This window comes from Streptomyces sp. NPDC017890 (assembly GCF_044328675.1).
Lineage (GTDB): Bacteria > Actinomycetota > Actinomycetes > Streptomycetales > Streptomycetaceae > Streptomyces.
In genome coordinates, this window is sequence record NZ_JBIRHU010000001.1 from 535,823 (window position 1) to 555,651 (window position 19,829).

Below are 19,829 nucleotides of genomic sequence, written 5' to 3' on the forward strand. Positions count from 1 at the left end.
AACCAGTTCAACGCGTGGCCGACGTGCGGTAGACGCGCAGGCTCAGCGGTATGAGAAGAGCGATGAGAAGTCCGATGCTGATGAGCGAGACAATCACCGGGTGCTCGACCGGGAAACTCCCGGAGGAGACGGCGTCCGTGTTGCCCCACAACTGCCGGCAGGCCTCGGACACGGCACTGACCGGATTCCACTCGGCGATCACCCGAAGCCAGTCCGGAAGTCCGGCCAGCGGCATGAACGAGCTGGAGAGGAAGGAGAAGAGGACGAGCATCAGCGCGGCGACACCGTTGATCGCCTCCAGGTTGCGCATCATCATGCCGAGCAGCGCGCCGACCCAGAGCATGGCGTAGGCGAAGGCGAGCAGGAGGACGAAACCGGCCAGGTTCTCGAAGAACGTGCCGTGCACCCGCCAGCCGACGGCGAGTCCGGTGAGCGCGACGAGGACGATGCTCAGCGCGGCGGCGACCAGATCGGCGAGGGTGTGGCCGAGCAGCACCGTCGCGCGGCCCATCGGCAGCGAACGGAACCGGTCGATCAGCCCCTTGCCGAGGTCGCCGGCCACGCCGATCGCGGTGATGCCGATGCAGGAGAGCCCGACCTGGGCGAAGACTCCGGCCATGATGTATTCGCGGTAGCTGCTGCCGGAGCCCTTGACCTGGACGACGGTGGCGAACAGGTATCCGAGGATGACGACCATCGCGACGGGCGTGAGCGCCACCCCGATGATCTTCTCCGGGGTCCGTCGCAGATGGCGGAGATGCCGGCCGGTGAGCGCGGCGACATCCTGGCCGTAGGCGAGCACCGTGCTCATCGGGCGGCCTCCGCTTTCTCTGTGACCTGACGACCGGCGGATCCCCCGGTCAGATGGAAGAAGACGTCGTCCAGCGAGGGCCGGCGCAGCGCGAACTCCTCGACGCTGACGCCGGCCCTCTCGAGGCTGGTCGCGGCGGCCGCCAGCGCGCCCATGCCGTCCGGCAGCTGCACCTGGATGGAGCGCTGGCGCTCGTCGAGCTGCGGCGCGTTCACGGCGAGCGGGGCGAGTACGGCGGCGGCCCCGGCGAGGGCCGAGGCGTCGGCCACCGACACCTCGAGACGCTCGCCGCCCACCTTCCGCTTGAGTTCGTCGGAGGTGCCCTCGGCGATCACCCGGCCGCGGTCGACGACCAGGATCCGGTCGGCGAGGAAGTCGGCCTCCTCCAGGTACTGGGTGGTGAGCAGGACCGTGACACCGCGGTCGACCTGGTCCTGGACCATCCGCCACAGCGTCGCCCGGCTCGCCGGGTCGAGTCCCGTGGTGGGCTCGTCCAGGAAGAGCACCTCGGGCGAGGCGATCAGGCAGACGGCCAGGTCGAGCCGGCGCCGCATACCGCCCGAGTAGTCCTTGGCGGGCTTGTCCGCCGCGTCCTCCAGCTCGAACTGCGCGAGCAGTTCGGCGGCCCGCGCCCGTGCGCCCCGGCGGCCGAGCCGCAGCAACCTGCCGAGCAGGACCAGGTTCTCCCGGCCGGTGAGCAACTCGTCGACGGCCGCGTACTGCCCGGCGAGACCGATGCGGCGGCGCACCTCGCGCTGCTGCCGTACGACGTCGAAGCCGGCGACGCGGGCGGTGCCGGAGTCCGGCTCGAGCAGGGTGGCCAGCGTGCGGACCGTGGTGGTCTTGCCCGCCCCGTTGGGCCCCAGCAGGCCGAGCACCGTACCCGCCCCGACCGACAGGTCTACACCGTCCAGGGCCCGATGGCTGCCGTACTGCTTCGTCAGGCCTTCGGCCTCGATCGCGTTGTTCACGGTTCCCCCTCTCCATGAATCAGAAGACTTGATGAATCAACGAATCAGCGAATCGGTTGAGTCGGTGAGTCGGTGAGTCGGCGAATCAGTGATCGGCGGAATGACGATGATTGAAATTCCCGACGGAAGGGAATCTAACTGCCTCGACGGCCGGAGGAGACGCGTCGTGAATGGCCAGAAATTGCAGTGACAGGTTGCTGCAACGCCCTCCGCAGGGACGGTTGGCAGGAAGCTGCCACGGCATTCAACTGACAGTTCCGCTACGGGAGCCGGCATTCTCCGCAACCTATCCTGACCGAGGCTGCTGAACGACGCCCCCGAATCGGCCCACTGGGAGAGGTAATGGCAAGTCAACGAAATCTGGCGGCTTCACTGGGCGCATGGAGCGCTCAGCACCGCAAGACCGCGCTTTTCGGATGGATCTTCGCCGTTGTCGCGCTCACAGTGCTGGGCAGTCTGGTGGGGCAGAAGACGCTGACCGATGCCGACTACGGCACCGGAGAGTCCGGCCGGGCCGCCCGCGTCCTGGACGACGCCGGCATCACCACGCCCGCCCCCGAGATGGTCCTCGTGCACAGCGACGGACTGACCGCGGACGCGCCCGAGTTCAAGCAGGCCGTGGCCGCAGCGGTCGAGGCGGTGAACGGCACGGGCCTCGCCGTGAACATGGGCGACCCGTACGAGACGGGGGCGGTCTCGGCGGACAAGCACGACGCACTCATCCAGTTCGCGGTGAAGGGCGACCCCGACACCGCCGCCGACCGCGTGCAGCCGGTGATCGACGCCCTGGCCGAGGCGGAAGACGCCCACGAGGGCGTGACGTTCGGCCAGTACGGCGCCGCGACCGGCCTCAAGGGCATCAACGACTCGCTGGGCGAGGACTTCGTCCGCGCCGAGTTCACCGCCGTACCGGTCGCGCTCGGCATCCTGCTCGTCGTGTTCGGCGCGCTGCTGGCCGCCGTACTGCCGCTGATCCTCGCGATCACCGCGTGCGTCGCCGCGATGGGCCTGCTCGCGCTCTCCAGCCAGCTCGTCCCGGTCGACACGATGACCAGCTCGGTGCTGCTCCTGATGGGCCTCGCGGTCGGTGTCGACTACTGCCTGTTCTACATCCGCCGCGAGCGGGAGGAACGCGCGGCCGGACGCGACAACGCGACCGCGCTGCGCATAGCCGCGGCGACCTCGGGACGCTCGGTGCTCATCTCCGGCCTGACCGTGGCCGTGGCCATGGCCGGCATGTTCTTCTCCGGTCTGACCGTCTTCGAGGGCTTCGCCATCGCCACGATCGAGGTCGTGCTGATCGCGGTGCTCGGTTCCATGACGGTGCTGCCCGCGGTCATGGCGATGCTCGGCGACCGCGTCGACATGGGCAGGATCCCCGGACTGCGCCGCAAGTCACGCCCGCGCCGCGCCGGCGAGGAGTCGGGCAGGCTGCTCGGCGCGGTCCTGAAGTCGCCCGCGCTGTTCGCCGTCCTCGGCGTCGCCTTCCTGCTCGCGCTCGCCTCCCCGGCCCTGTCCATGAAGACCGAGAAGCTGGGCTTCGCCCAGCTGCTGCCCGCCGACAACGTGACGGCGCAGACGGCCAAGCAGATCGAGAAGGTCTTCCCCGGCGCCCCCGCGCCCGCCCAGATCGTCTTCAGGACGTCCGACATCGGCTCGGCGGCCGCCACCGGCGCCATCGCCGACTTCAGGAAGCGGGCCCTCGACTCCGGCCAGGTCACCAACCCGATCGAGGTGACCGTCCACAAGGCCGAGAACATCGCGGTGATCAACGCCCCGCTGGCCGGCGACGGACACGGCGCTAGCTCGGTGAAGGCCCTGGAGGCCCTGCGCGACGACATCATCCCGGCCACCCTGACGAAGGACGCCGGGTCCGAGGCCCCGGTCGGCGGCGACCTGGCCTTCTCGACCGACTACAACGACCAGCTCAAGTCGTCGATCGTGCCGGTCTTCGCCTTCGTGATGGGCGTCAGCTTCCTCCTGATGCTGCTCTGCTTCCGCTCACCGGTCATCGCGATCACCGCGATCCTCCTCAACCTGCTGTCGGTGGCGGCCGCGTACGGCGTGATGACCGCGGTCTTCCAGAAGGGCTGGGGCGACGAGCTGGTCGGCACCACGGCGGTCGGCGCGATCGAGTCGTGGATGCCGCTGTTCGTCTTCGTGGTGCTGTTCGGCCTGTCGATGGACTACCACGTGTTCGTGGTCTCCCGGATCCGCGAGGCCCACGACCAGGGGGCCGACAACAGGTCGGCGGTCGCCCACGGCATCCGCTCCACCGCCGGTGTCGTCACCAGCGCCGGAATGATCATGGTCGCCGTGTTCGCCGTGTTCGGCACGCTGTCCATGCAGGACTTCAAGCAGCTGGGCGTCGGCCTGGCCGTCTCCGTCCTGCTCGACGCGACGCTCGTGCGGGCGGTGCTGCTGCCCGCCGTGATGATCCTGCTGGGACGGTCCAACTGGTACCTGCCCGGCTGGCTGAAGTGGCTGCCGCACCTCTCGCACGGCGAGGAGCCGGCCCCCGACGCCGGGCAGGGCACCGCCGAGCCGCAGGGCGCCACCGAGGCACGCAGCCTCGCGACCCGCTGACCCCGCTTCCGCACCACACCCGGCAGCCGGCCCCCGGCAGCCGGCACCGAGCGCACCGCGCGTGCACCCCGAGTGCGCGCGCGGTGCGCTCACCTCACCCTTCGAGCGACCAAGGATTCTCATCCATGTACGAGTTCAGCGTCATCGGCGGCAAGACCGCACGGGAGATCATCGGCCGGTCCCGCCCGGACGTGGTGGACGTGGTCCGTGACACCTACCTGGCGCACCACGACGGCGACTCGGTGAACCCCGACAGCTACTTCCTCCGTTTCCCGGAGAAGCCCGACGCCCGGATCATCGCCCTCCCCGCCCACCTCGGCGGCTCCGCCGACGTCGCCGGAATCAAGTGGATCAGCAGCTTCCCGGCGAACATCGAGCGCGGCATACCCCGGGCCTCGGCGGCCCTGCTGCTCAACGACTACGAGACGGGCTACCCCTTCGCCTGCCTCGAGGCCTCCCAGATCAGCGCGGCCCGCACGGCCGCCTCCGCGGTGCTCGCCGCGGAACAGCTCACCGGCGGCCGCGGCGCCGGCCGGCTGACCGTCGTCGGCGCCGGCATCATCGCCCGCAACATCCTGGAGTTCTTCAAGGCCCGCGACTGGGAGATCGGTTCGGTCACGGTGCACGACAGGAGCGAGGAGTACGCCGGCGCCCTCGCGGCCCACGTCACCGGCACCCTCGACTACCCGGCCGACTGCGAGTCCGACCTCGCCACCGCGCTCACCGGCGCGGACGTGGTGGTCCTCGCCACCACCGCGGGCGTCCCCTACATCGTCGACCCGCGGGCCTTCGCCCCCGGCCAGGTGATCCTCAACATCTCCCTGCGCGACATCGGTCCGGAACTGATCGAGGGCGCCTACAACATCGTCGACGACGTCGACCACTGCCTGAAGGCCGACACCTCCCCGCACCTCGCGGAGCAGAAGTACGGCGACCGCCACTTCATCACCGGCACCCTCGCCCAGGTCATCCGGGGCGAGGTGGCCACCGGCACCGACAAGCCGGTGATCTTCTCGCCGTTCGGACTCGGTGTGCTCGACCTCGCCGTCGGCCTGTACGTGTTCCGCAGGGCGCAGGAAGCGGGCGAGGACGTCCGGGTGGAGGACTTCTTCGGCGAGACGACCCGCTGGTAGTACCCGGCACGACCGCGAGGACGACGAGGGCCCGGGCAGGGGATGGTTCCTGCCCGGGCCCTCCGAGTCCGGGAGGAGACCCGTATGAGCCCGTCAGCCCCGCCCCACGAGGTGGTACGAGGCGCACACCCCGAGGAAGACCAGGGCGGCCAGGGTGTTGCACGTGTAGTGCACCCGGCCCGCGAGGCGCCACCACCGGCGCCGCCAGGCCAGCACCGCGCAGCACACCATGGCGGCGGTGGTGGCCAGCGCGATGCCCGTGAGGGCGGGCACCACCGTCAGGAGCGGCGAGTCACCCACCATGACGGTCCGGTTGAGGGCGTTCGGGTCGGCGGTCATCAGGGCGAAGCACACCGTCGCCGCCGTGATCAGCGCCCCGGTGACCCAGCCGATCAGCCCGGCCGCGCGGGCCCCGGCCGGAGCGCTCCCCGTACGCCGGCGCACCAGCCACAGCAGCGGCAGCGCGAGCACGGTCAGGACCAGGAGGGCGAGGCTGGCGAGCAGCACCCGCTGGTGCAGGACCGGGGACCGGTACCAGGGCAGGCGCTCGTACGCCACGGACGCGTCGGACGCCACGACCAGCGTGCCGTCGCGGAAGGCGATGCGGTCCTGGCCGCCCTTCTCCTGGAAGAGCCCCGGGCTCAGCTGCACCCAGTGCCGCTCGACGGCGTCCGGGTCGCGGGACAGCGGGCCCGTGGTGGTCAGGGTCGCGCCCGCCCCCGCGCTCACCCGCACCGAGCCGGTGAGCGCGCCGGCCTCGGTCAGGTCCGACGAACTGGTGCGCGTGGAACGGTAGTGACCGGTGTACCGGTCCACGTCGGCGGTGGCCGCGGAGCGCTCCGCCCGCGCGGCGCCGCGCGCGCCGTGGTGGTCGGCGAACAGGTCCGCCACCTGCTGGCCGGCGTACGTGGCCCGGCCGTCCTCGCCGTCGCCGTTGTACACCACGTACACACCGGCGTCGCGGTCCGGCAGCAGTGCGAGGTTGCCGTGGAAGCCGGGCAGGTCGCCGTCCTTGACCAGCATCCGCTGCCCGCCGCGGACGCGCTCCTCGAGGATGTAGCCGAGACCGGGGAGCCGCTCGTCGTTGCCGGACTGCCTCTTCTGCATGGCGGCGTTGGAGCCGGGCCGCAGCACCTTTCCGCCGTCGGACAGCAGCGCGGTCAGCAGCCGCCCCATGTCGGTGGCCGTGGTGACGGCTCCCGCACCGGTCGGCGACCAGGCACCGTACTGGCCGCTCTGGGCCCTCTGCCCGCCGTCGTCGGGCCGGTGACCGCGGGCGAGCTCCAGGTCGGCGGAGCCCGGGTGCGGCTGGGCGAAACTGGTGCGGTCCATGCCGAGCGGCCGCAGGACGGAGCGCTCCACGTAGGTGGCGAAGGGGACCTGCGTCACGGTCTCCACCAGGTGACCGGCGAGCGCCACACCGTAGTTGTCGTAGCTGGCGAGCTCACCGGGCGGGCGTACCCGGCGCGGCTGGTGCTCGGCGAGGCTCTCGCCGAGCGACCGCGCGTTCTCGGGCCGTACCGTGGAGAGCCCGATGATGTTGTTGTCGAAGCCCGCCGTGTGCGTCAGCAGATCGCGTACGGTCACCGGGTGACCGGGATAACTGTCCTTGATCCGGAAGCCCTTGAGATAACGGTTGACGTCGGCACCGAGGTCGAGCCGGCCCTTCTCGACCTGCTGCAGCACGGCGACGGCCGTGAACACCTTGGCGACCGAGGCCATGAAGAAGCCGGTGCGCTCCGGGTCCACCTTCGTTCCCTCGTCGGTGTCCGCCACCCCGTAGCCCTTGGCGAACACCTGCCGGCCGTCCTCGACGACCACGACGGAGGCGCCCGGAATCCGGTAGTCGGCGAGCTGCCGGCGTACGAGCTGGTCGAGCTCCCGGGACAGGGGTCCGCGAGCCGGGTCCGCGTCCGCCGCCCGGGCCGTGCCGGCGGTACCGAGCGCCACGAGCAGCGCGAGGACAAACGCCTGGAGCGAGGCGATGAGCCGCTGTCGATTCGTCATGACACCGAGTCAAGTCCGTGCGGCGCCGGTGCAGAATGGCCCTTGGTGGCATCTGTGGGGGACCTAGGTACACCACGAGGGAGGGCACCGGGGTCCAGTGCCCCGCGCGGCGCTGCGGGGGAGACTCTCTGCGGGGAGACGGCAAGGCGCCGTTCGAAGAGGGGAATGGGACGATGAATCTCGGCACACGCATCCGCACGGTGGTCAAGGGGCTGCCCGCAGTGGGACTCGCCCTGGCGGAGCTCGTCCTCTTCTGCCTGTTCGTGACCGGGGTCTCACTGCTCGGCATAGGCCTCGGCGTCCTGCTCGTACCGCTCCTCGCGGTGGCCCTGCGCGCCACGGTGAACGTCTCCCGCCGGCTGGCCGGGGACTGGTCGGGGGTCGCCGTCCCCGAGCCGTACCTGCCGGCGCCCGCCCCGCAGCCGGGCCTCAAGGGGCACTGGCAGCGCACCCAGTGGGTGCTCACCGACCCGGCGACCTGGCGCGACCTCGGCTGGACGCTGGTCAACCCGGTGGCCGGTCTGACGCTCGCCCTGCTGCCCTTCGCGTGCGTCGTGGGCGGTCTCGGCGGGATGCTGATGCCCGCCTACTACCGGCCGATCGTCGACGCGAGCGGCGACAACTGGTACATGTGGGTCAAGATCACCGACGCCACCTCCGCCTGGTACGCCGCCGGCTCCGGCGTCCTCGTCCTGCTCGCCGGCCTCGCCATCGGCCCCTGGACGCTGCGCACCCACGCCGCGCTGGCCCACAAGCTGCTCGCCCCCACCCGGACCACGCAGCGGGTGCGGCACCTCACCGAGACCCGCAGCGACGCCGTCAACAGCTCGGCCGCCGAGCTGCGCCGCATCGAGCGCGACCTGCACGACGGCGCCCAGGCCCGCCTCGTCGCCCTCGGCATGAACCTGGGCGTCGCGGAGCGGCTCCTCGCCAAGGACCCCGAGGCCGTCCGCGCCATCCTCGCCGACACCCGCAAGGCCTCGGCCACCGCGCTGACCGAGCTGCGCGACCTGATCCGGGGCATCCACCCGCCGGTGCTCGCCGACCGCGGTCTCGCGGACGCCGTCCGCGCCCTCGCGATGGACAGCCCGCTGAACGTCACGGTCAAGGCCGACCTGCCCGGCCGTGCCGAGGCGCCGGTGGAGTCCGCGATCTACTTCGCCGTCTCGGAGGCCCTGACCAACGCCGCCAAGCACGCCGCCCCGAACAGCGTCACCGTCGACCTCTGGTACGAGGACGGCAGGCTGCGCGGCCAGGTCACCGACGACGGCCAGGGCGGCGCCGACCCGAGCCGCGGCACCGGGATCCGCGGCATCGAACGCCGTCTCGCCAACTTCGACGGCCTCCTCGCCGTCAGCAGCCGGGTCGGCGGCCCGACCACTCTGACGATGGAAGTGCCATGCGCGTTGTCCTAGCCGAAGACCTGTTCCTGCTGCGGGACGGCCTGGTGCGCCTCCTGGAGTCGTACGACTTCGAGGTGGTCGCCGCCGTGGACACCGGCCCCGGCCTGCTGCGGGCACTGCTCGAGCACAAGCCGGACGTCGCGGTGGTCGACGTCCGGCTGCCGCCGACCTTCACCGACGAGGGACTGCAGGCGGCCCTCCAGGCCCGGCGCCAGGTGCCGGGCCTGCCGGTGCTCGTCCTGTCGCAGTACGTGGAGCAGCTCTACGCCCGCGAGCTCCTCGCCGACGGCAGCGGCGGCATCGGGTACCTCCTCAAGGACCGGGTCTTCGACCCCGACCAGTTCGTGGACTCCGTCCGCCGGGTCGCGGCGGGCGGCACCGCGATGGACCCCGACGTCGTCGCCCGGCTCTTCGCCAAGGAGACCAACCAGAGCGGCGCGATGTCCCGGCTGACCCCGCGGGAGCGGGAGGTGCTCGCCCTGATGGCCGAGGGCCGCTCCAACGCCGCGATCGCCCAGCGTCTGGTGATCACCGAGCGGGCGGTCATCAAGCACACCTCGAACCTGTTCGCCAAGCTCGACCTGCCGCCCTCCAACGACGACAACCGGCGGGTACTGGCGGTTCTCGCCTACCTGCGCTGAGCGGGGACCGGGTGGTCGGCAGCACCCCCCGGGACCGGGTAGTATTTTCGTCGTCGCCGGCCGCGGGAAGCGGACGGCGGGAGTCATGCGCCGCTAGCTCAGTTGGTTAGAGCAGCTGACTCTTAATCAGCGGGTCCGGGGTTCGAGTCCCTGGCGGCGCACAGCAGAAGGGCCCCCTCGCCCAGGCGAGGGGGCCCTTCGCGCGTTGCCGTCCGCCCGGCCGCTCGGTCAGAAGGTCACGTCCGAGCACGCGTAGAACGCGTTGGCCGTGTCGGCGACCGTCCACACCGCGACGACGACGTGGTGGCCGCTCAGCCCGGAGGGCAGCGTCCCGCTGTGGGAGAGCGTGGCCGGCGGCTGCTTGCCGCCGTAGGGCACCGTGAAGAACGGCGTGAGGTTGAGGTCGGACCGGGACAGGTTGTGGTTCTGGTTCCAGCCCGGCTTGGTGACGTAGTACCTGAAGTCGGTCGTGGCGTGCCGGGCGGTGAACTGCCAGCGGAAGGTGTAGCTCTGCCCGCCGTTCACCCTGGTGGTCGGCCACGCCTGGCCGTTCGGCGTCTTCGGGCTGTCGAGCTGGGCGAACCGGGTGTTGTTCCCGGAACATATCCGCCCGTCGGCCGGGCCGCCCGCCGGGAAGCCCTTGGGGCCCTCGACGCTGTGCGGCTCCCACTGGATGTCGCCGCAGCCGCTGACGGTGCCGTTCTGGCAGACCTTCTGCCGGCTGACCGGCAGGTCGGTGTAGCCGTGGCCGGTGGCGCCGCCGGACGAGAGAACGAGGGCTCCGGTGGTCGCCATGCCCACCGCGGCGGCGTACAGCTTGGTCCTTGTGCGCATACTGCTGCTCCTGTGACGTGGGGGAAGTGCAGTGAGCCGTGCAGGTCTAGACCAAGTCTCAGATTATTGCCGTTGGTTGAACATGTCCATACCAATTGGGGAACGGGTCAGGCCCCCGTCTCCCCGCGCCCCGCGCAGAACGCCACCGTCAGGTCCTTCACCAGCACCTTGCGCTCGTGGTCGTCGAGCTCCACCAGCCCGCGCATGGTCAGCCGGGTCACCGTGTCCTCCACCGAGTCCACGACCGACATGAGCACGCTCGCCCGCTGGGCCGCGTCCAGCGCGGCGATCCGCCGCCGGTGCATCTCGGCGGCGACCTCGGGGGCGTACTCCACGCGGACCGGCCGCACCGAGAACACCTCCAGGCCGACCGGCGCCGTGTCCGCCGCCACCAGCCGGGTCAGCGTCTCGCCGGCCACGTCCGCCGCACTGCGGACCGTGCCGAGCGGCTCCACCGGCACCCTGGCCAGCGCCGCCTCCACGCACTCGCGCAGATACGTCTCGTGGTCCTCGACGCCCAGCGTGGCCCGCGCGGTGTCCCGCACCCGCCACACCACCAGCGTCACCGCCCTCAGATCGACCCCGTTGCCGTCGGCCGCGGGCATCGGCTCGCTGCGCCAGTGCCGCAGCCGGACGTCGACCCGGCGGCGCAGCAGCAGCGGGTTGACCCACATCAGGCCGGTGCGCCGGACGGTCCCCCGGTAACGGCCGAAGAGACCGAGCACCCAGGCCCGTCCGGTCCGGCCCCGGGCCAGCCCGCCGAACCCGAACAGCGCCAGCGCCCCGGCGGCCGCGTACGCCGCCCACTGCGCGGGCCCGAGCCCGGACCCCGTGTACGCCGGCAGCCCCAGCGCCTCGGACGCGAGCGGTGGTACGGCCCCGGCCCACCAGGAGGTGACCGCGCAGCCCGCCGCCCCGCAGGCCCCGGCGGCCACGCCCGCCGCTCCGGGCAGCACCCGGGCCGGACGCTCCGCCAGCTCCGGATCGACGCCCGGCACGGGGCGAGCGCGCGCGGCGGTGGGGCGCCGCGTCCGGGGCCGCTCCCCCGTACCCGGCCGGCGGCCGGCCACCGCGGGCCGCGCCGCCACCGGCGCCGGATCGAGGTCGTCGCGGAACAGCAGGTGGACGGGGATCTCGGTGGTGGCCTCGTTGCGGATGAGCCGGACGGACCGCTGACCGGCCTCCGCCGCCCCTTCGGGCTCGGGAGCGGCCGGCGGCCTGGTGTCCGGGTTCGTGGAAGAGGTCGTACTCATGCGTGCTCCAGCCTCCGCGCCAGACGCGTCATGAACGGGGGAAACGGGGGATCACCGCGGGCGGGCGGTCAGGAGAAGAGCCGCCGCCAGGTCTCCGGGCCCGGGTAGCCGTCCGCCGCGCCGCCGCGCCAGCCCTGGGCGCGCTGGAAGGCCTCGACACCACGCCGGTCCGCCTCGCCCCAGCGCGGACCCGGTCCGCTCGTGCCGTACGTGCCCAATCCCCTCTCCACCAGCCGCCTGCCGAGCCGGGTGACGTACGGGTTGACGGCGCCCGGCCGGAACATCGCCCGGCCGGGGTAGCCGGCCACCGAGTGCGAGGCGGGGGCCGTGGCGGCCGGCGCTCCGCCCGCCGCGCCGGCCGTTCCGCCGGTGAGGCCCTTGTAGCGGTAGGGCAGGTACGCGGCGGAGTCGCTCCAGTAGGCGTAGGGCGCGGGCTGCTTCCGGGTGTGCGGCGGGGTCTGCTCGTAGGCCGTGTAGGTGGTGTGCGCGGCGTCCGTCCAGCCACCGAAGACCACCACGTGGGAGCCGTTCAGGGGGTCGGCCGCGTTGTGGAACAGCAGGATGTCGCCGGGCAGCAGTTCCGCCTTCGTGATGCGGTCGGCGAACGTGCCGAGGCTGCCCGTCCATTCGTTCGTGGGCAGCTTCCAGGCCATCGACACATAACCCGAACAGTCCTGCCGGTAGCCGTCGGACCAGTAGGCGGACGTGCTGTACGGCACTTGCGCGGTGACCCAGGTCTGCGCCCGGGCGATGATCTCCGTACGGGTGACCGCGGCCCGCTCCGCACCGGCCGGGGGCGCCGCCGGCCGGCCGGGCGGGCCGTACAGCGGCGCCCTGACCCCCTGGGGGGTGTCCGGCGCGTCACCCGCCAGGACACCCGGCCGGTGCGGTGCGTGGACGGCGGCCGGGGCCGCCGCCGCCTGACCCGCGCCGAGAGCCGCGGCGGTGGCGGTGGCGGCCGCGATCAGCGCGCGGCGGGCCGCCGGATGGGCGGGGGCGCGACCGGCCGGGGAATGCGGCAGGACGCGGCGCCAGTGACGGCAGCCGGGGCAGTCGCAGTCGCTCGCGGGGCCGATTTCCTCGAATACGGGAGCCTCCATGCGATTCCCCTCACACTCCCGGCGAACATGTCCGCGACGGTGCACTTCGGTACATGTCGGCCAGTTTCTCAACTGTCTTCTTCGGGCGCATGTTGACGGTCCGAATGATGTACACGGCGGCGGACGGGCGGCCGGGAGCCGCCGGGGCGGCGGGAGCGGTCCGGAGCACCGGCCGGCATCCGGTAGAGTTGTGCAGGTCAGCAGGCGCCGCTAGCTCAGTTGGTTAGAGCAGCTGACTCTTAATCAGCGGGTCCGGGGTTCGAGTCCCTGGCGGCGCACCGACAACCTGAGGCCTCCCGTAGCACGCGGGGGGCCTCAGGTGTATCCGCTCCCCGGCATCTTGCGATCATGACGAACACCGTAGAACCCTGGTCCGGTTGGGGGGCCGGATGCCGAGGGGATGCCGAGGGGGGCATCATGCAACCGGGGGTCGCTGTTCCATGTCTATATAAGGTGTGGATGCCGTGGTGACAGCAACCCACCACAGTTACGTCCGTGAAAGTCGAGGGGGACCGGAGCGGACGATGGAAGCGACGAAACACGCGTGATGCGCGTGTGGGGGGATGACTCATGACGTCGACGCCGACGGGCGCCGGGCAGGACCACGACCCGTCCCAGACCACGCAGCTCAGGGTGCCTGGGCACCGGACCTGGAACACCGGCTCGTTCCGCCGGATAAGGAAGACCCTGCCGAGGTACGACTACGAGCACTACAGCCGGCTCGCGGGCCCCCTCACCCAGCCGGACCCGAACCGGCCGTACAAGGTGCAGTACCGCTCGCTGATCTCGCAGGAGCCGCACCGCATCCGGGTCGCCCTCATGCTGGCCGCGGCCCCGCTGCTGTCGGTGGTGCTGCTGGTCTGGCTGCTGCAGCCCACGCACTGGACCGAGCGCGACTACCCGGCCTTCGACTGGCTGCCCACGCTCGACATCGTGATGCTCGTCTCGATCGGCCTGATCGAGCTGTTCCGCTGCCTGAACGTGCTGTCGAACGCGCACGCGACGCTGGTCGCCCGGGACCCGATCCCGGTGGTGCCGGAGACCGGCACCCGGGTCGCCTTCCTCACCTCCTTCGTGCCCGGCAAGGAGCCGCTGGAGATGGTGACGAAGACCCTGGAGGCGGCCGTGAAGATCCGCCACCGCGGTGTGATGCACGTCTGGCTCCTCGACGAGGGCGACGACCCCGAGGTGAAGGCGGTCTGCGAGCGCCTCGGCGTCCACCACTTCTCCCGCAAGGGCGTCGCGAAGTGGAACATGCCCAAGGGCCCGCACCGCGCCAAGACCAAGCACGGCAACTACAACGCCTGGCTGGACGCGCACGGGAACGACTACGACTTCTTCGCCTCGGTCGACACCGACCACGTGCCGCTGCCGAACTACCTGGAGCGGATGCTCGGCTTCTTCCGCGACCCGGACGTCGGCTTCGTCATCGGCCCGCAGGTCTACGGCAACTACGACAACCCGATCACCAAGGCCGCCGAGTCGCAGCAGTTCCTCTTCCACGCACTGATCCAGCGCGCCGGCAACCGCTACGGCTCCCCCATGTTCGTGGGCACCTCGAACGCGGTGCGCATCAAGGCGCTCAAGCAGATCGGCGGTCTGTACGACTCGATCACCGAGGACATGGCGACCGGCTTCGAGATCCACCGCCACAAGAACCCGGCCACCGGCCGCAAGTGGCGCTCGGTCTACACCCCGGACGTGCTCGCCGTCGGTGAGGGCCCGAACGCCTGGACGGACTTCTTCACCCAGCAGATGCGCTGGTCGCGAGGGACGTACGAGACGATCCTCAAGCAGTACTGGAAGGGCTGGTACTCGCTCCCGCCGAGCAAGCTCTTCAACTACACGATGATGATCATCTTCTACCCGATGTCGGCCCTGAACTGGATCCTGGCGGCGCTGAGCTGCTGCCTGTTCCTGGGCCTGGGCGCCTCGGGTGTCAACATCGACCCGGCCGTCTGGCTGATGCTCTACGGCAACGCCTCCGCCCTCCAGATCGGTCTGTACGTCTGGAACCGCCGCCACAACGTCTCGCCGCACGAGCCGGAGGGCTCCGGCGGTGTGGCCGGCATGGTGATGTCCGCGCTGTCGGCGCCGCTGTACGCGAAGGCGCTCATCGACTCCGTGCTGCGCCGCAAGAGCAAGTTCGTGGTGACGCCGAAGGGCGACTCGGCCAGCCCGGACACGTGGTTCGGGACCTTCCGGTACCACTGGTACTTCATCGTGATCTTCGCCGGCTCGATCACCGCGGGCTACGTCTACGGGCACGCGCACCCCGCGATGATCATCTGGGCGACCTTCGCGCTGCTGATCACCGCGTCGCCGATGTTCGCCTGGCGCCACGAGATGCGGAAGGCGAAGAAGCAACCGCCGGCCGCGACGGCGGAGCCCGCACCGCGGGTCCCGTCGCAGCACTCGGCACCCGCGGACGCGGCCGGCGCTCAGGCGCACACACCGCACGCGCCGCACGCGCCGCACACACCGCAGCAGAAACCCAGCTGGGCAGCCTCCGACGGAGGCAGCGACCAGACCATGCAGATCGCCCTTGGTGGACTTGGGGGACGTAAGGAATGAAGGACCGTGCCGGCCGCCGCCGCGCCCGTCGCATCGCGATAGGTACGGCGGTGGTAGTCGCGCTGGCCGGGATGAACGGGCCGTGGCTCTACCGCTTCGGAACCGAGAAATACCACCAGTACAAGATCAACAAGCCGGAGTACAAGGCCGCCAACGGCAAGTGGGAGATCATCGAGTTTCCCGAGGAGTACCGGCAGAACACCATCCACGCGGCGCTGCTGCGCACCGGCAAGGTGCTGCTCGTCGCGGGGTCGGGCAACAACCAGGACAACTTCGACGCGAAGCAGTTCGACACCCGGATCTGGGACCCGGTCAAGGGAAGCATCAAGAAGGTGCCGACCCCTGCCGACCTGTTCTGCACCGGCCACACCCAGCTCGCCAACGGCAACCTGCTGATCGCGGGCGGCACCAAGCGGTACGAGAAGCTCCAGGGTGACGTCACCAAGGCGGGCGGCCTGATGGTCGTCCACAACGAGAACCCGGACAAGCCGATCACCCTGCCGGCGGGCACCAGGTTCACCGGCAAGGAGAACGGCAAGACGTTCGTCTCCAAGGACCCGGTGCTGGTGCCGCGCGCCGAGAAGGTCTTCGACCCGGAGACCGGCAGGTTCCTGCGCAACGACCCGGGGTTCGGCCGGATCTACGTCGAGGCGGAGAAGAGCGGCGCCAAGTACGAGACGGGCACGCAGGACAACTACACCATCGCGGGCCTGTCGGGCGACGACGCGCGCAACACGTACGGCATCGCGGAGAAGCTCGCCCTCGACAAGAAGGACTTCCAGGGCATCCGGGACGCCTTCGAGTTCGACCCGGTCGCCGAGAAGTACATCAAGGTCGACCCGATGAACGAGGCCCGCTGGTACCCGACGCTCACCACCCTGAGCGACGGCAAGATCCTCAGCGTCTCCGGCCTCGACGAGATCGGCCAGATCGTCCCGGGCAAGAACGAGGTCTACGACCCGGAGACCAAGACGTGGGAGTACACCGGCAAGGTCCGCCAGTTCCCGACGTACCCGGCGCTGTTCCTGATGCAGAACGGCAAGATCTTCTACTCGGGCGCGAACGCCGGCTACGGCCCCGCCGACGTGGGCCGCGACCCGGGCGTCTGGGACCTGGACACCTACAAGTTCACCAAGGTCCCCGGCCTGAGCGACGCCAACATGCTGGAGACCGCCAACACGGTGCTGCTGCCTCCGGCGCAGGACGAGAAGTACATGGTGATCGGCGGTGGCGGGGTCGGCGAGTCCAAGCTGTCCAGCGAGAAGACCCGGATCGTCGATCTGAAGGCCGACGACCCGAAGTTCGTGGACGGGCCGTCGCTGGAGAAGGGCACGCGGTATCCGCAGGCCTCGATCCTGCCCGACGACAGCGTGCTGGTCTCCGGCGGTTCGGAGGACTACCGGGGCCGCGGCGACTCCAACATCCTGGAGGCCCGGCTGTACCAGCCGGACACGAACGAGTTCGAGAAGGTCGCCGATCCACTGGTCGGCAGGAACTACCACTCCGGCTCGATCCTGCTGCCCGACGGCCGCCTGATGTTCTTCGGCTCGGACTCGCTCTACGCCGACAAGGCGAACACCAAGCCGGGCAAGTTCGAGCAGCGCATCGAGATCTACACGCCGCCGTACCTGTACAAGGACTCGCGGCCGGACCTGTCGGGCGGCCCGCAGACCATCGAGCGCGGTGAGTCGGGCACGTTCACCTCGCGGGCGGCCTCGACGGTCAAGAAGGTGCGGCTGATCCGGCCGAGCGCCTCGACGCACGTCACGGACGTCGACCAGCGGTCCATCGCCCTGGACTTCAAGGCGGACGGGGACAAGCTGACGGTGACGGTGCCGGAGAACAAGAACCTCGTCCAGTCGGGCTGGTACATGATGTTCGTGACCGACGGGGAGGGGACGCCTTCCAAGGCGCAGTGGGTGCGCGTGCCGTAGCGCCGCGCGGCTCGGCTGCGGCCGGCCGCGCGCACACGGCGGAGCCGCACATGTCACAGCCCCGCGCCCCTCGGGCGCGGGGCTGTCGCCGTCACTCGGAGGCCGTGGCCAGCTTCTGGGCGTACTCCGCCCACCACTCGCCCGCCTTCGGGCCGCCCTTGCACTCGCCGTCCGACTCCCCGGGGCGCTTGACCCACAGGTAGGCGTCCACGAGGGGGTCGGCCGTCTTCGTCGTCGGGGTCTCACCGAGGGCGCGGCCCGGCGGGTTGCACCAGCGTTCGCCCGGGTCGCCCTCGGTGTAGGGGCCGTTGCCGTTGCGGCTGGTGTCGATGACGAAGTGTTTGCCGCCGACCTTGGCGGAGAGCTGCTTGCCGTAGGCGATGGAGTCCTCGGTCGTGTAGAAGTTCGAGACGTTGACCGAGAAGCCGTCGGCCTGGTCGATGCCCGCCCGCTTCAGCGGCTCGAAGATCTGGTCCGGGTGACCCCAGCCGGCGTTGCCCGCGTCCAGGTAGACCTGGGTGTTCTCCAGGGCCGTCAGCTTGGTGACGGCGCCCTTGAGGAGGTCGTAGCGCTCCTCGTGGAACTGCTCGGGGGTGCAGCCGTCCACCAGGTGGAGCACCGCGTCGGGTTCCAGGATGACGGTGGCGGAGCGGTCGCCGATGCCCTTGGCGACGCCGTCGATGAAGTCGCGGTAGGCGTTGCCGTCGGCGGCGCCGCCGCCCGAGTACTGGCCGCAGTCGCGGTGCGGGATGTTGTAGAGGACGAGCAGCGCGGTGCGCCCGGCCTCGTCGGCGGCCTCGGTGAAGCCGCGGGCCTGTTCCTCGGGGTTCTCCGGGCTGATCCACTCGCCGGTCGGCTGCTGGGCGATCTTGCGGATCTGCTCGGCCTCCCCCTTCTTGTCGGACTTCTCCAGCTCCGCCAGCTGCTGGGCCGCGTTGCCGTCGGGGTTGACCCAGAACGGGTCGGCGTCCTTCGGCTGCTGCGTTATCCCGGCACCCGCGTTCTTCTTCTCGTCCTCGCCGTCCGATGACGAGGAGCAGCCCGCGAGCAGCAGTGCCGCCCCCAGCACCACCGCGGACGCTCGCCTAGTGGACATGGTTCCGGCCCCCCTGCTGCCGTACATCCGACCCCCCTGGGTGCACTGTTCCAAGGCTCAATCCTGACATACGCCTGTGGCACCCAGGAGGTTCCCGGAACCGGCCCGGAGTTACGGGAGGCCGGTGCCCGTGAGGTACGCCGACACGACCACGTTGGCCGTGTAGCTGCCGGTGGCGCGGTCGAAGGTGCCGCCGCAGGTGATCAGGCGGAGTTCGGCGCGCCCCGCGCGGTGCGGCCCGTAGGCCTGCCGGGCGTCGAAGCCGTCGCGGGTGAGGACCTGGACGTCGTCGACGGTGAACTCGGCGGCCTCGGTGCCGGCGCGGACCACCCGGATCGTCTCGCCGGGTTCCAGGGTGCTGACCTTGTGGAAGACGGCGGGCCGGGTCTCGGTGTCGACGTGCCCCACCATCAGCGCGGTCCCGGCCGCGCCCGGCGTCACGCCGGCCGCGTACCAGGCGACGGATCCGGGCCGGTCGAAGGGCGGTGGTTCGATCGCGCCCTTGGCGTCGAGGCCGCCGGCCACGACCGGGGCCTGGATGCCGAGGGCGGGGATGTCGAGCCGCTGCGGCGGGGCGTCGCCGAGGGGCGTGCGGGCGGGCGGCAGCGGTACGTCGGGGGGCCGGCCCGCGGCCGCCATGTCGCCGGTGGCCGGCCGGGACACGCCCTCGCGCACGTCGGTGGCCTCGCGGCCCCACAGCCACACCCCGAGGAGCAGTACCACCCAGGCGATGCCGGTCACCAGGCGGCCGGAGCCGGGGGCGTGCCGCTGGTCCTGTTCGGGCATGGTCGGTCAGTCCGTCCTGCGGCTCCGGCTGCGCACCCCGCGCAGCGCGACGACGACGGCGGCGATGCCCGCGAGGACCAGGCCGGTCACGGTGTGTGCCGTGCCGGGGGGATCGGGGCGGGCCGGGTCCCGTGCGTCGGCGGCCAGGTGCGCGGTGCCGCCGCCGCCCGCGTCGACGGGGGCGACGGGGGATGCGGGGGCGACCGGTGAGGCGGGGGCGACGGGCACGGCGGGGGCGACGGGCACGGCGGAGGCGGCCGGGCGCTGCCGCTCGCCGACGGTGACGGTGCCCCGGCGCGCGCCGTCGCCGCACGTGACCCGCACGGTGTACGCGCCGGCCTCGGCGGTGGAGCGGATGCCGCTCGTCCCGACGAGGACGCCGTCCTTCCGCGCCGGGGTGAGCCGCGCGTCCTTCGCCGGGGTGAGCCGCGCGTCCGCGGCGGCCGTCCTCTCCTCGCAGCCCGCCACGCGGAGCTCGGCGTCGCTGCCGGGCGCGGGTGCGGACGGGGACACCGAGACGCCTGCCCCGTCCGTCGCGTACGCGGTCGCCGCGAGGGGCGCGATCGGCACGATCGGCGCGATCACCGCGGTCAGGGCGACCGCGGCACGGAGAGTGGCTTTCAGTGGGCCCATCGTGCACCTCCAGTCACCTGGAGGCTCCCCCGCGGGGCAGGCCCCCGCATCCTGCGCGGGGCCTGGT

The 19,829-nt window shown here is 71.2% G+C and carries 15 protein-coding genes and 2 tRNA genes; 8 read left to right on the top strand and 9 right to left on the bottom strand.

Features of this window, described 5'->3' with window-relative positions:
• Positions 1–7: 7 nt before the first annotated feature.
• Complete coding sequence (locus ACH4F2_RS02250) at positions 8–811, bottom strand: ABC transporter permease (RefSeq protein ID WP_398130781.1); 804 nt, start codon at positions 809–811, stop codon at positions 8–10.
• The gene (locus ACH4F2_RS02255) at positions 808–1,782 is read right to left on the bottom strand and encodes an ATP-binding cassette domain-containing protein (protein ID WP_398130782.1); all 975 of its coding nucleotides are present in this window, start codon (positions 1,780–1,782) and stop codon (positions 808–810) included. Before ACH4F2_RS02255 ends, ACH4F2_RS02250 begins: the two co-directional genes overlap by 4 nt.
• A gap of 342 nt (positions 1,783–2,124) precedes the next feature.
• Between ACH4F2_RS02255 and ACH4F2_RS02260 the strand changes: the two genes are divergently transcribed.
• Both ACH4F2_RS02260 and sbnB read left to right on the top strand, forming a co-directional pair.
• Positions 2,125–4,368 (top strand): MMPL family transporter, encoded by a 2,244-nt coding sequence (locus ACH4F2_RS02260; protein WP_398130783.1) that lies wholly within the window; start codon positions 2,125–2,127, stop codon positions 4,366–4,368.
• 125 nt (positions 4,369–4,493) lie between these two features.
• Positions 4,494–5,501 carry a 2,3-diaminopropionate biosynthesis protein SbnB gene (gene sbnB, locus ACH4F2_RS02265; protein ID WP_398130784.1) on the top strand — a complete coding sequence of 336 codons (1,008 nt, stop codon included), beginning with the start codon at positions 4,494–4,496 and terminating at the stop codon, positions 5,499–5,501.
• A 93-nt stretch (positions 5,502–5,594) separates the two neighbouring features.
• On the opposite strand, the gene ACH4F2_RS02270 is transcribed toward sbnB, so the two are convergent.
• The gene (locus tag ACH4F2_RS02270) at positions 5,595–7,508 is read right to left on the bottom strand and encodes a serine hydrolase domain-containing protein (RefSeq protein WP_398130785.1); all 1,914 of its coding nucleotides are present in this window, start codon (positions 7,506–7,508) and stop codon (positions 5,595–5,597) included.
• Positions 7,509–7,681: 173 nt separating this feature from the next.
• On the opposite strand from ACH4F2_RS02270, the gene ACH4F2_RS02275 reads away from it, so the two are divergent.
• The 3 genes from ACH4F2_RS02275 to ACH4F2_RS02285 all read left to right on the top strand — a co-directional run bounded on the left by ACH4F2_RS02275 (position 7,682) and on the right by ACH4F2_RS02285 (position 9,713).
• Positions 7,682–8,923, top strand: a complete 1,242-nt coding sequence (locus ACH4F2_RS02275) for a sensor histidine kinase (RefSeq protein ID WP_398130786.1) — start codon at positions 7,682–7,684, stop codon at positions 8,921–8,923.
• On the top strand, positions 8,908–9,552 hold the full coding sequence (locus ACH4F2_RS02280) for a LuxR C-terminal-related transcriptional regulator (RefSeq protein ID WP_398130787.1): 645 nt from the start codon (positions 8,908–8,910) through the stop codon (positions 9,550–9,552). Before ACH4F2_RS02275 ends, ACH4F2_RS02280 begins: the two co-directional genes overlap by 16 nt.
• Before the next feature lie 87 nt (positions 9,553–9,639).
• Positions 9,640–9,713: transfer RNA gene (locus tag ACH4F2_RS02285), tRNA-Lys, on the top strand.
• 67 nt (positions 9,714–9,780) lie between these two features.
• On the opposite strand, the gene ACH4F2_RS02290 is transcribed toward ACH4F2_RS02285, so the two are convergent.
• The 3 genes from ACH4F2_RS02290 to ACH4F2_RS02300 form a co-directional block, all read right to left on the bottom strand.
• Positions 9,781–10,386, bottom strand: a complete 606-nt coding sequence (locus ACH4F2_RS02290; protein ID WP_398130788.1) for a lytic polysaccharide monooxygenase — start codon at positions 10,384–10,386, stop codon at positions 9,781–9,783.
• Positions 10,387–10,493: 107 nt separating this feature from the next.
• Positions 10,494–11,639, bottom strand: coding sequence for an SPFH domain-containing protein (locus ACH4F2_RS02295; RefSeq protein WP_398130789.1), 1,146 nt, complete (start codon positions 11,637–11,639; stop codon positions 10,494–10,496).
• Positions 11,640–11,707: 68 nt separating this feature from the next.
• On the bottom strand, positions 11,708–12,739 hold the full coding sequence (locus ACH4F2_RS02300; protein ID WP_398130790.1) for a peptidoglycan-binding protein: 1,032 nt from the start codon (positions 12,737–12,739) through the stop codon (positions 11,708–11,710).
• A 204-nt stretch (positions 12,740–12,943) separates the two neighbouring features.
• Here ACH4F2_RS02300 and ACH4F2_RS02305 point away from each other — a divergent pair.
• The 3 genes from ACH4F2_RS02305 (at position 12,944) to ACH4F2_RS02315 (ending at position 17,247) form a co-directional block, all read left to right on the top strand.
• Positions 12,944–13,017: transfer RNA gene (locus ACH4F2_RS02305), tRNA-Lys, on the top strand.
• Positions 13,018–13,309: 292 nt separating this feature from the next.
• Positions 13,310–15,313, top strand: coding sequence for a glycosyltransferase family 2 protein (locus tag ACH4F2_RS02310; protein WP_398130791.1), 2,004 nt, complete (start codon positions 13,310–13,312; stop codon positions 15,311–15,313).
• Positions 15,310–17,247: a galactose oxidase-like domain-containing protein gene (locus ACH4F2_RS02315; RefSeq protein WP_398130792.1), complete on the top strand. Its 1,938-nt coding sequence runs from the start codon at positions 15,310–15,312 to the stop codon at positions 17,245–17,247. Before ACH4F2_RS02310 ends, ACH4F2_RS02315 begins: the two co-directional genes overlap by 4 nt.
• 91 nt (positions 17,248–17,338) lie before the next feature.
• Here the strand turns inward: ACH4F2_RS02315 and ACH4F2_RS02320 are convergent, their stop codons facing one another.
• The 3 genes from ACH4F2_RS02320 to ACH4F2_RS02330 form a co-directional block, all read right to left on the bottom strand.
• Positions 17,339–18,370 (bottom strand): glycoside hydrolase family 6 protein, encoded by a 1,032-nt coding sequence (locus ACH4F2_RS02320; RefSeq protein WP_398130793.1) that lies wholly within the window; start codon positions 18,368–18,370, stop codon positions 17,339–17,341.
• A gap of 84 nt (positions 18,371–18,454) precedes the next feature.
• Positions 18,455–19,129 carry a class F sortase gene (locus ACH4F2_RS02325; RefSeq protein ID WP_398130794.1) on the bottom strand — a complete coding sequence of 225 codons (675 nt, stop codon included), beginning with the start codon at positions 19,127–19,129 and terminating at the stop codon, positions 18,455–18,457.
• Positions 19,130–19,135: 6 nt separating this feature from the next.
• Positions 19,136–19,762 (bottom strand): hypothetical protein, encoded by a 627-nt coding sequence (locus ACH4F2_RS02330; RefSeq protein ID WP_398130795.1) that lies wholly within the window; start codon positions 19,760–19,762, stop codon positions 19,136–19,138.
• Between the last annotated feature and the right edge of the window lie 67 nt (positions 19,763–19,829).

Bases quoted from the DNA above. Each gene is read 5' to 3' on its own strand.
- ACH4F2_RS02325 (WP_398130794.1), bottom strand. From the start codon at position 19,129: ATGCCCGAACAGGACCAGCGGCACGCCCCCGGCTCCGGCCGCCTGGTG.
- ACH4F2_RS02270 (WP_398130785.1), bottom strand. From the start codon at position 7,508: ATGACGAATCGACAGCGGCTCATCGCCTCGCTCCAGGCGTTTGTCCTC.
- ACH4F2_RS02295 (WP_398130789.1), bottom strand. From the start codon at position 11,639: ATGAGTACGACCTCTTCCACGAACCCGGACACCAGGCCGCCGGCCGCT.
- ACH4F2_RS02250 (WP_398130781.1), bottom strand. From the start codon at position 811: ATGAGCACGGTGCTCGCCTACGGCCAGGATGTCGCCGCGCTCACCGGC.
- ACH4F2_RS02310 (WP_398130791.1), top strand. From the start codon at position 13,310: ATGACGTCGACGCCGACGGGCGCCGGGCAGGACCACGACCCGTCCCAG.
- ACH4F2_RS02275 (WP_398130786.1), top strand. From the start codon at position 7,682: ATGAATCTCGGCACACGCATCCGCACGGTGGTCAAGGGGCTGCCCGCA.
- sbnB (WP_398130784.1), top strand. From the start codon at position 4,494: ATGTACGAGTTCAGCGTCATCGGCGGCAAGACCGCACGGGAGATCATC.
- ACH4F2_RS02300 (WP_398130790.1), bottom strand. From the start codon at position 12,739: ATGGAGGCTCCCGTATTCGAGGAAATCGGCCCCGCGAGCGACTGCGAC.
- ACH4F2_RS02315 (WP_398130792.1), top strand. From the start codon at position 15,310: ATGAAGGACCGTGCCGGCCGCCGCCGCGCCCGTCGCATCGCGATAGGT.
- ACH4F2_RS02260 (WP_398130783.1), top strand. From the start codon at position 2,125: ATGGCAAGTCAACGAAATCTGGCGGCTTCACTGGGCGCATGGAGCGCT.
- ACH4F2_RS02320 (WP_398130793.1), bottom strand. From the start codon at position 18,370: ATGTACGGCAGCAGGGGGGCCGGAACCATGTCCACTAGGCGAGCGTCC.
- ACH4F2_RS02280 (WP_398130787.1), top strand. From the start codon at position 8,908: ATGCGCGTTGTCCTAGCCGAAGACCTGTTCCTGCTGCGGGACGGCCTG.
- ACH4F2_RS02290 (WP_398130788.1), bottom strand. From the start codon at position 10,386: ATGCGCACAAGGACCAAGCTGTACGCCGCCGCGGTGGGCATGGCGACC.
- ACH4F2_RS02330 (WP_398130795.1), bottom strand. From the start codon at position 19,762: ATGGGCCCACTGAAAGCCACTCTCCGTGCCGCGGTCGCCCTGACCGCG.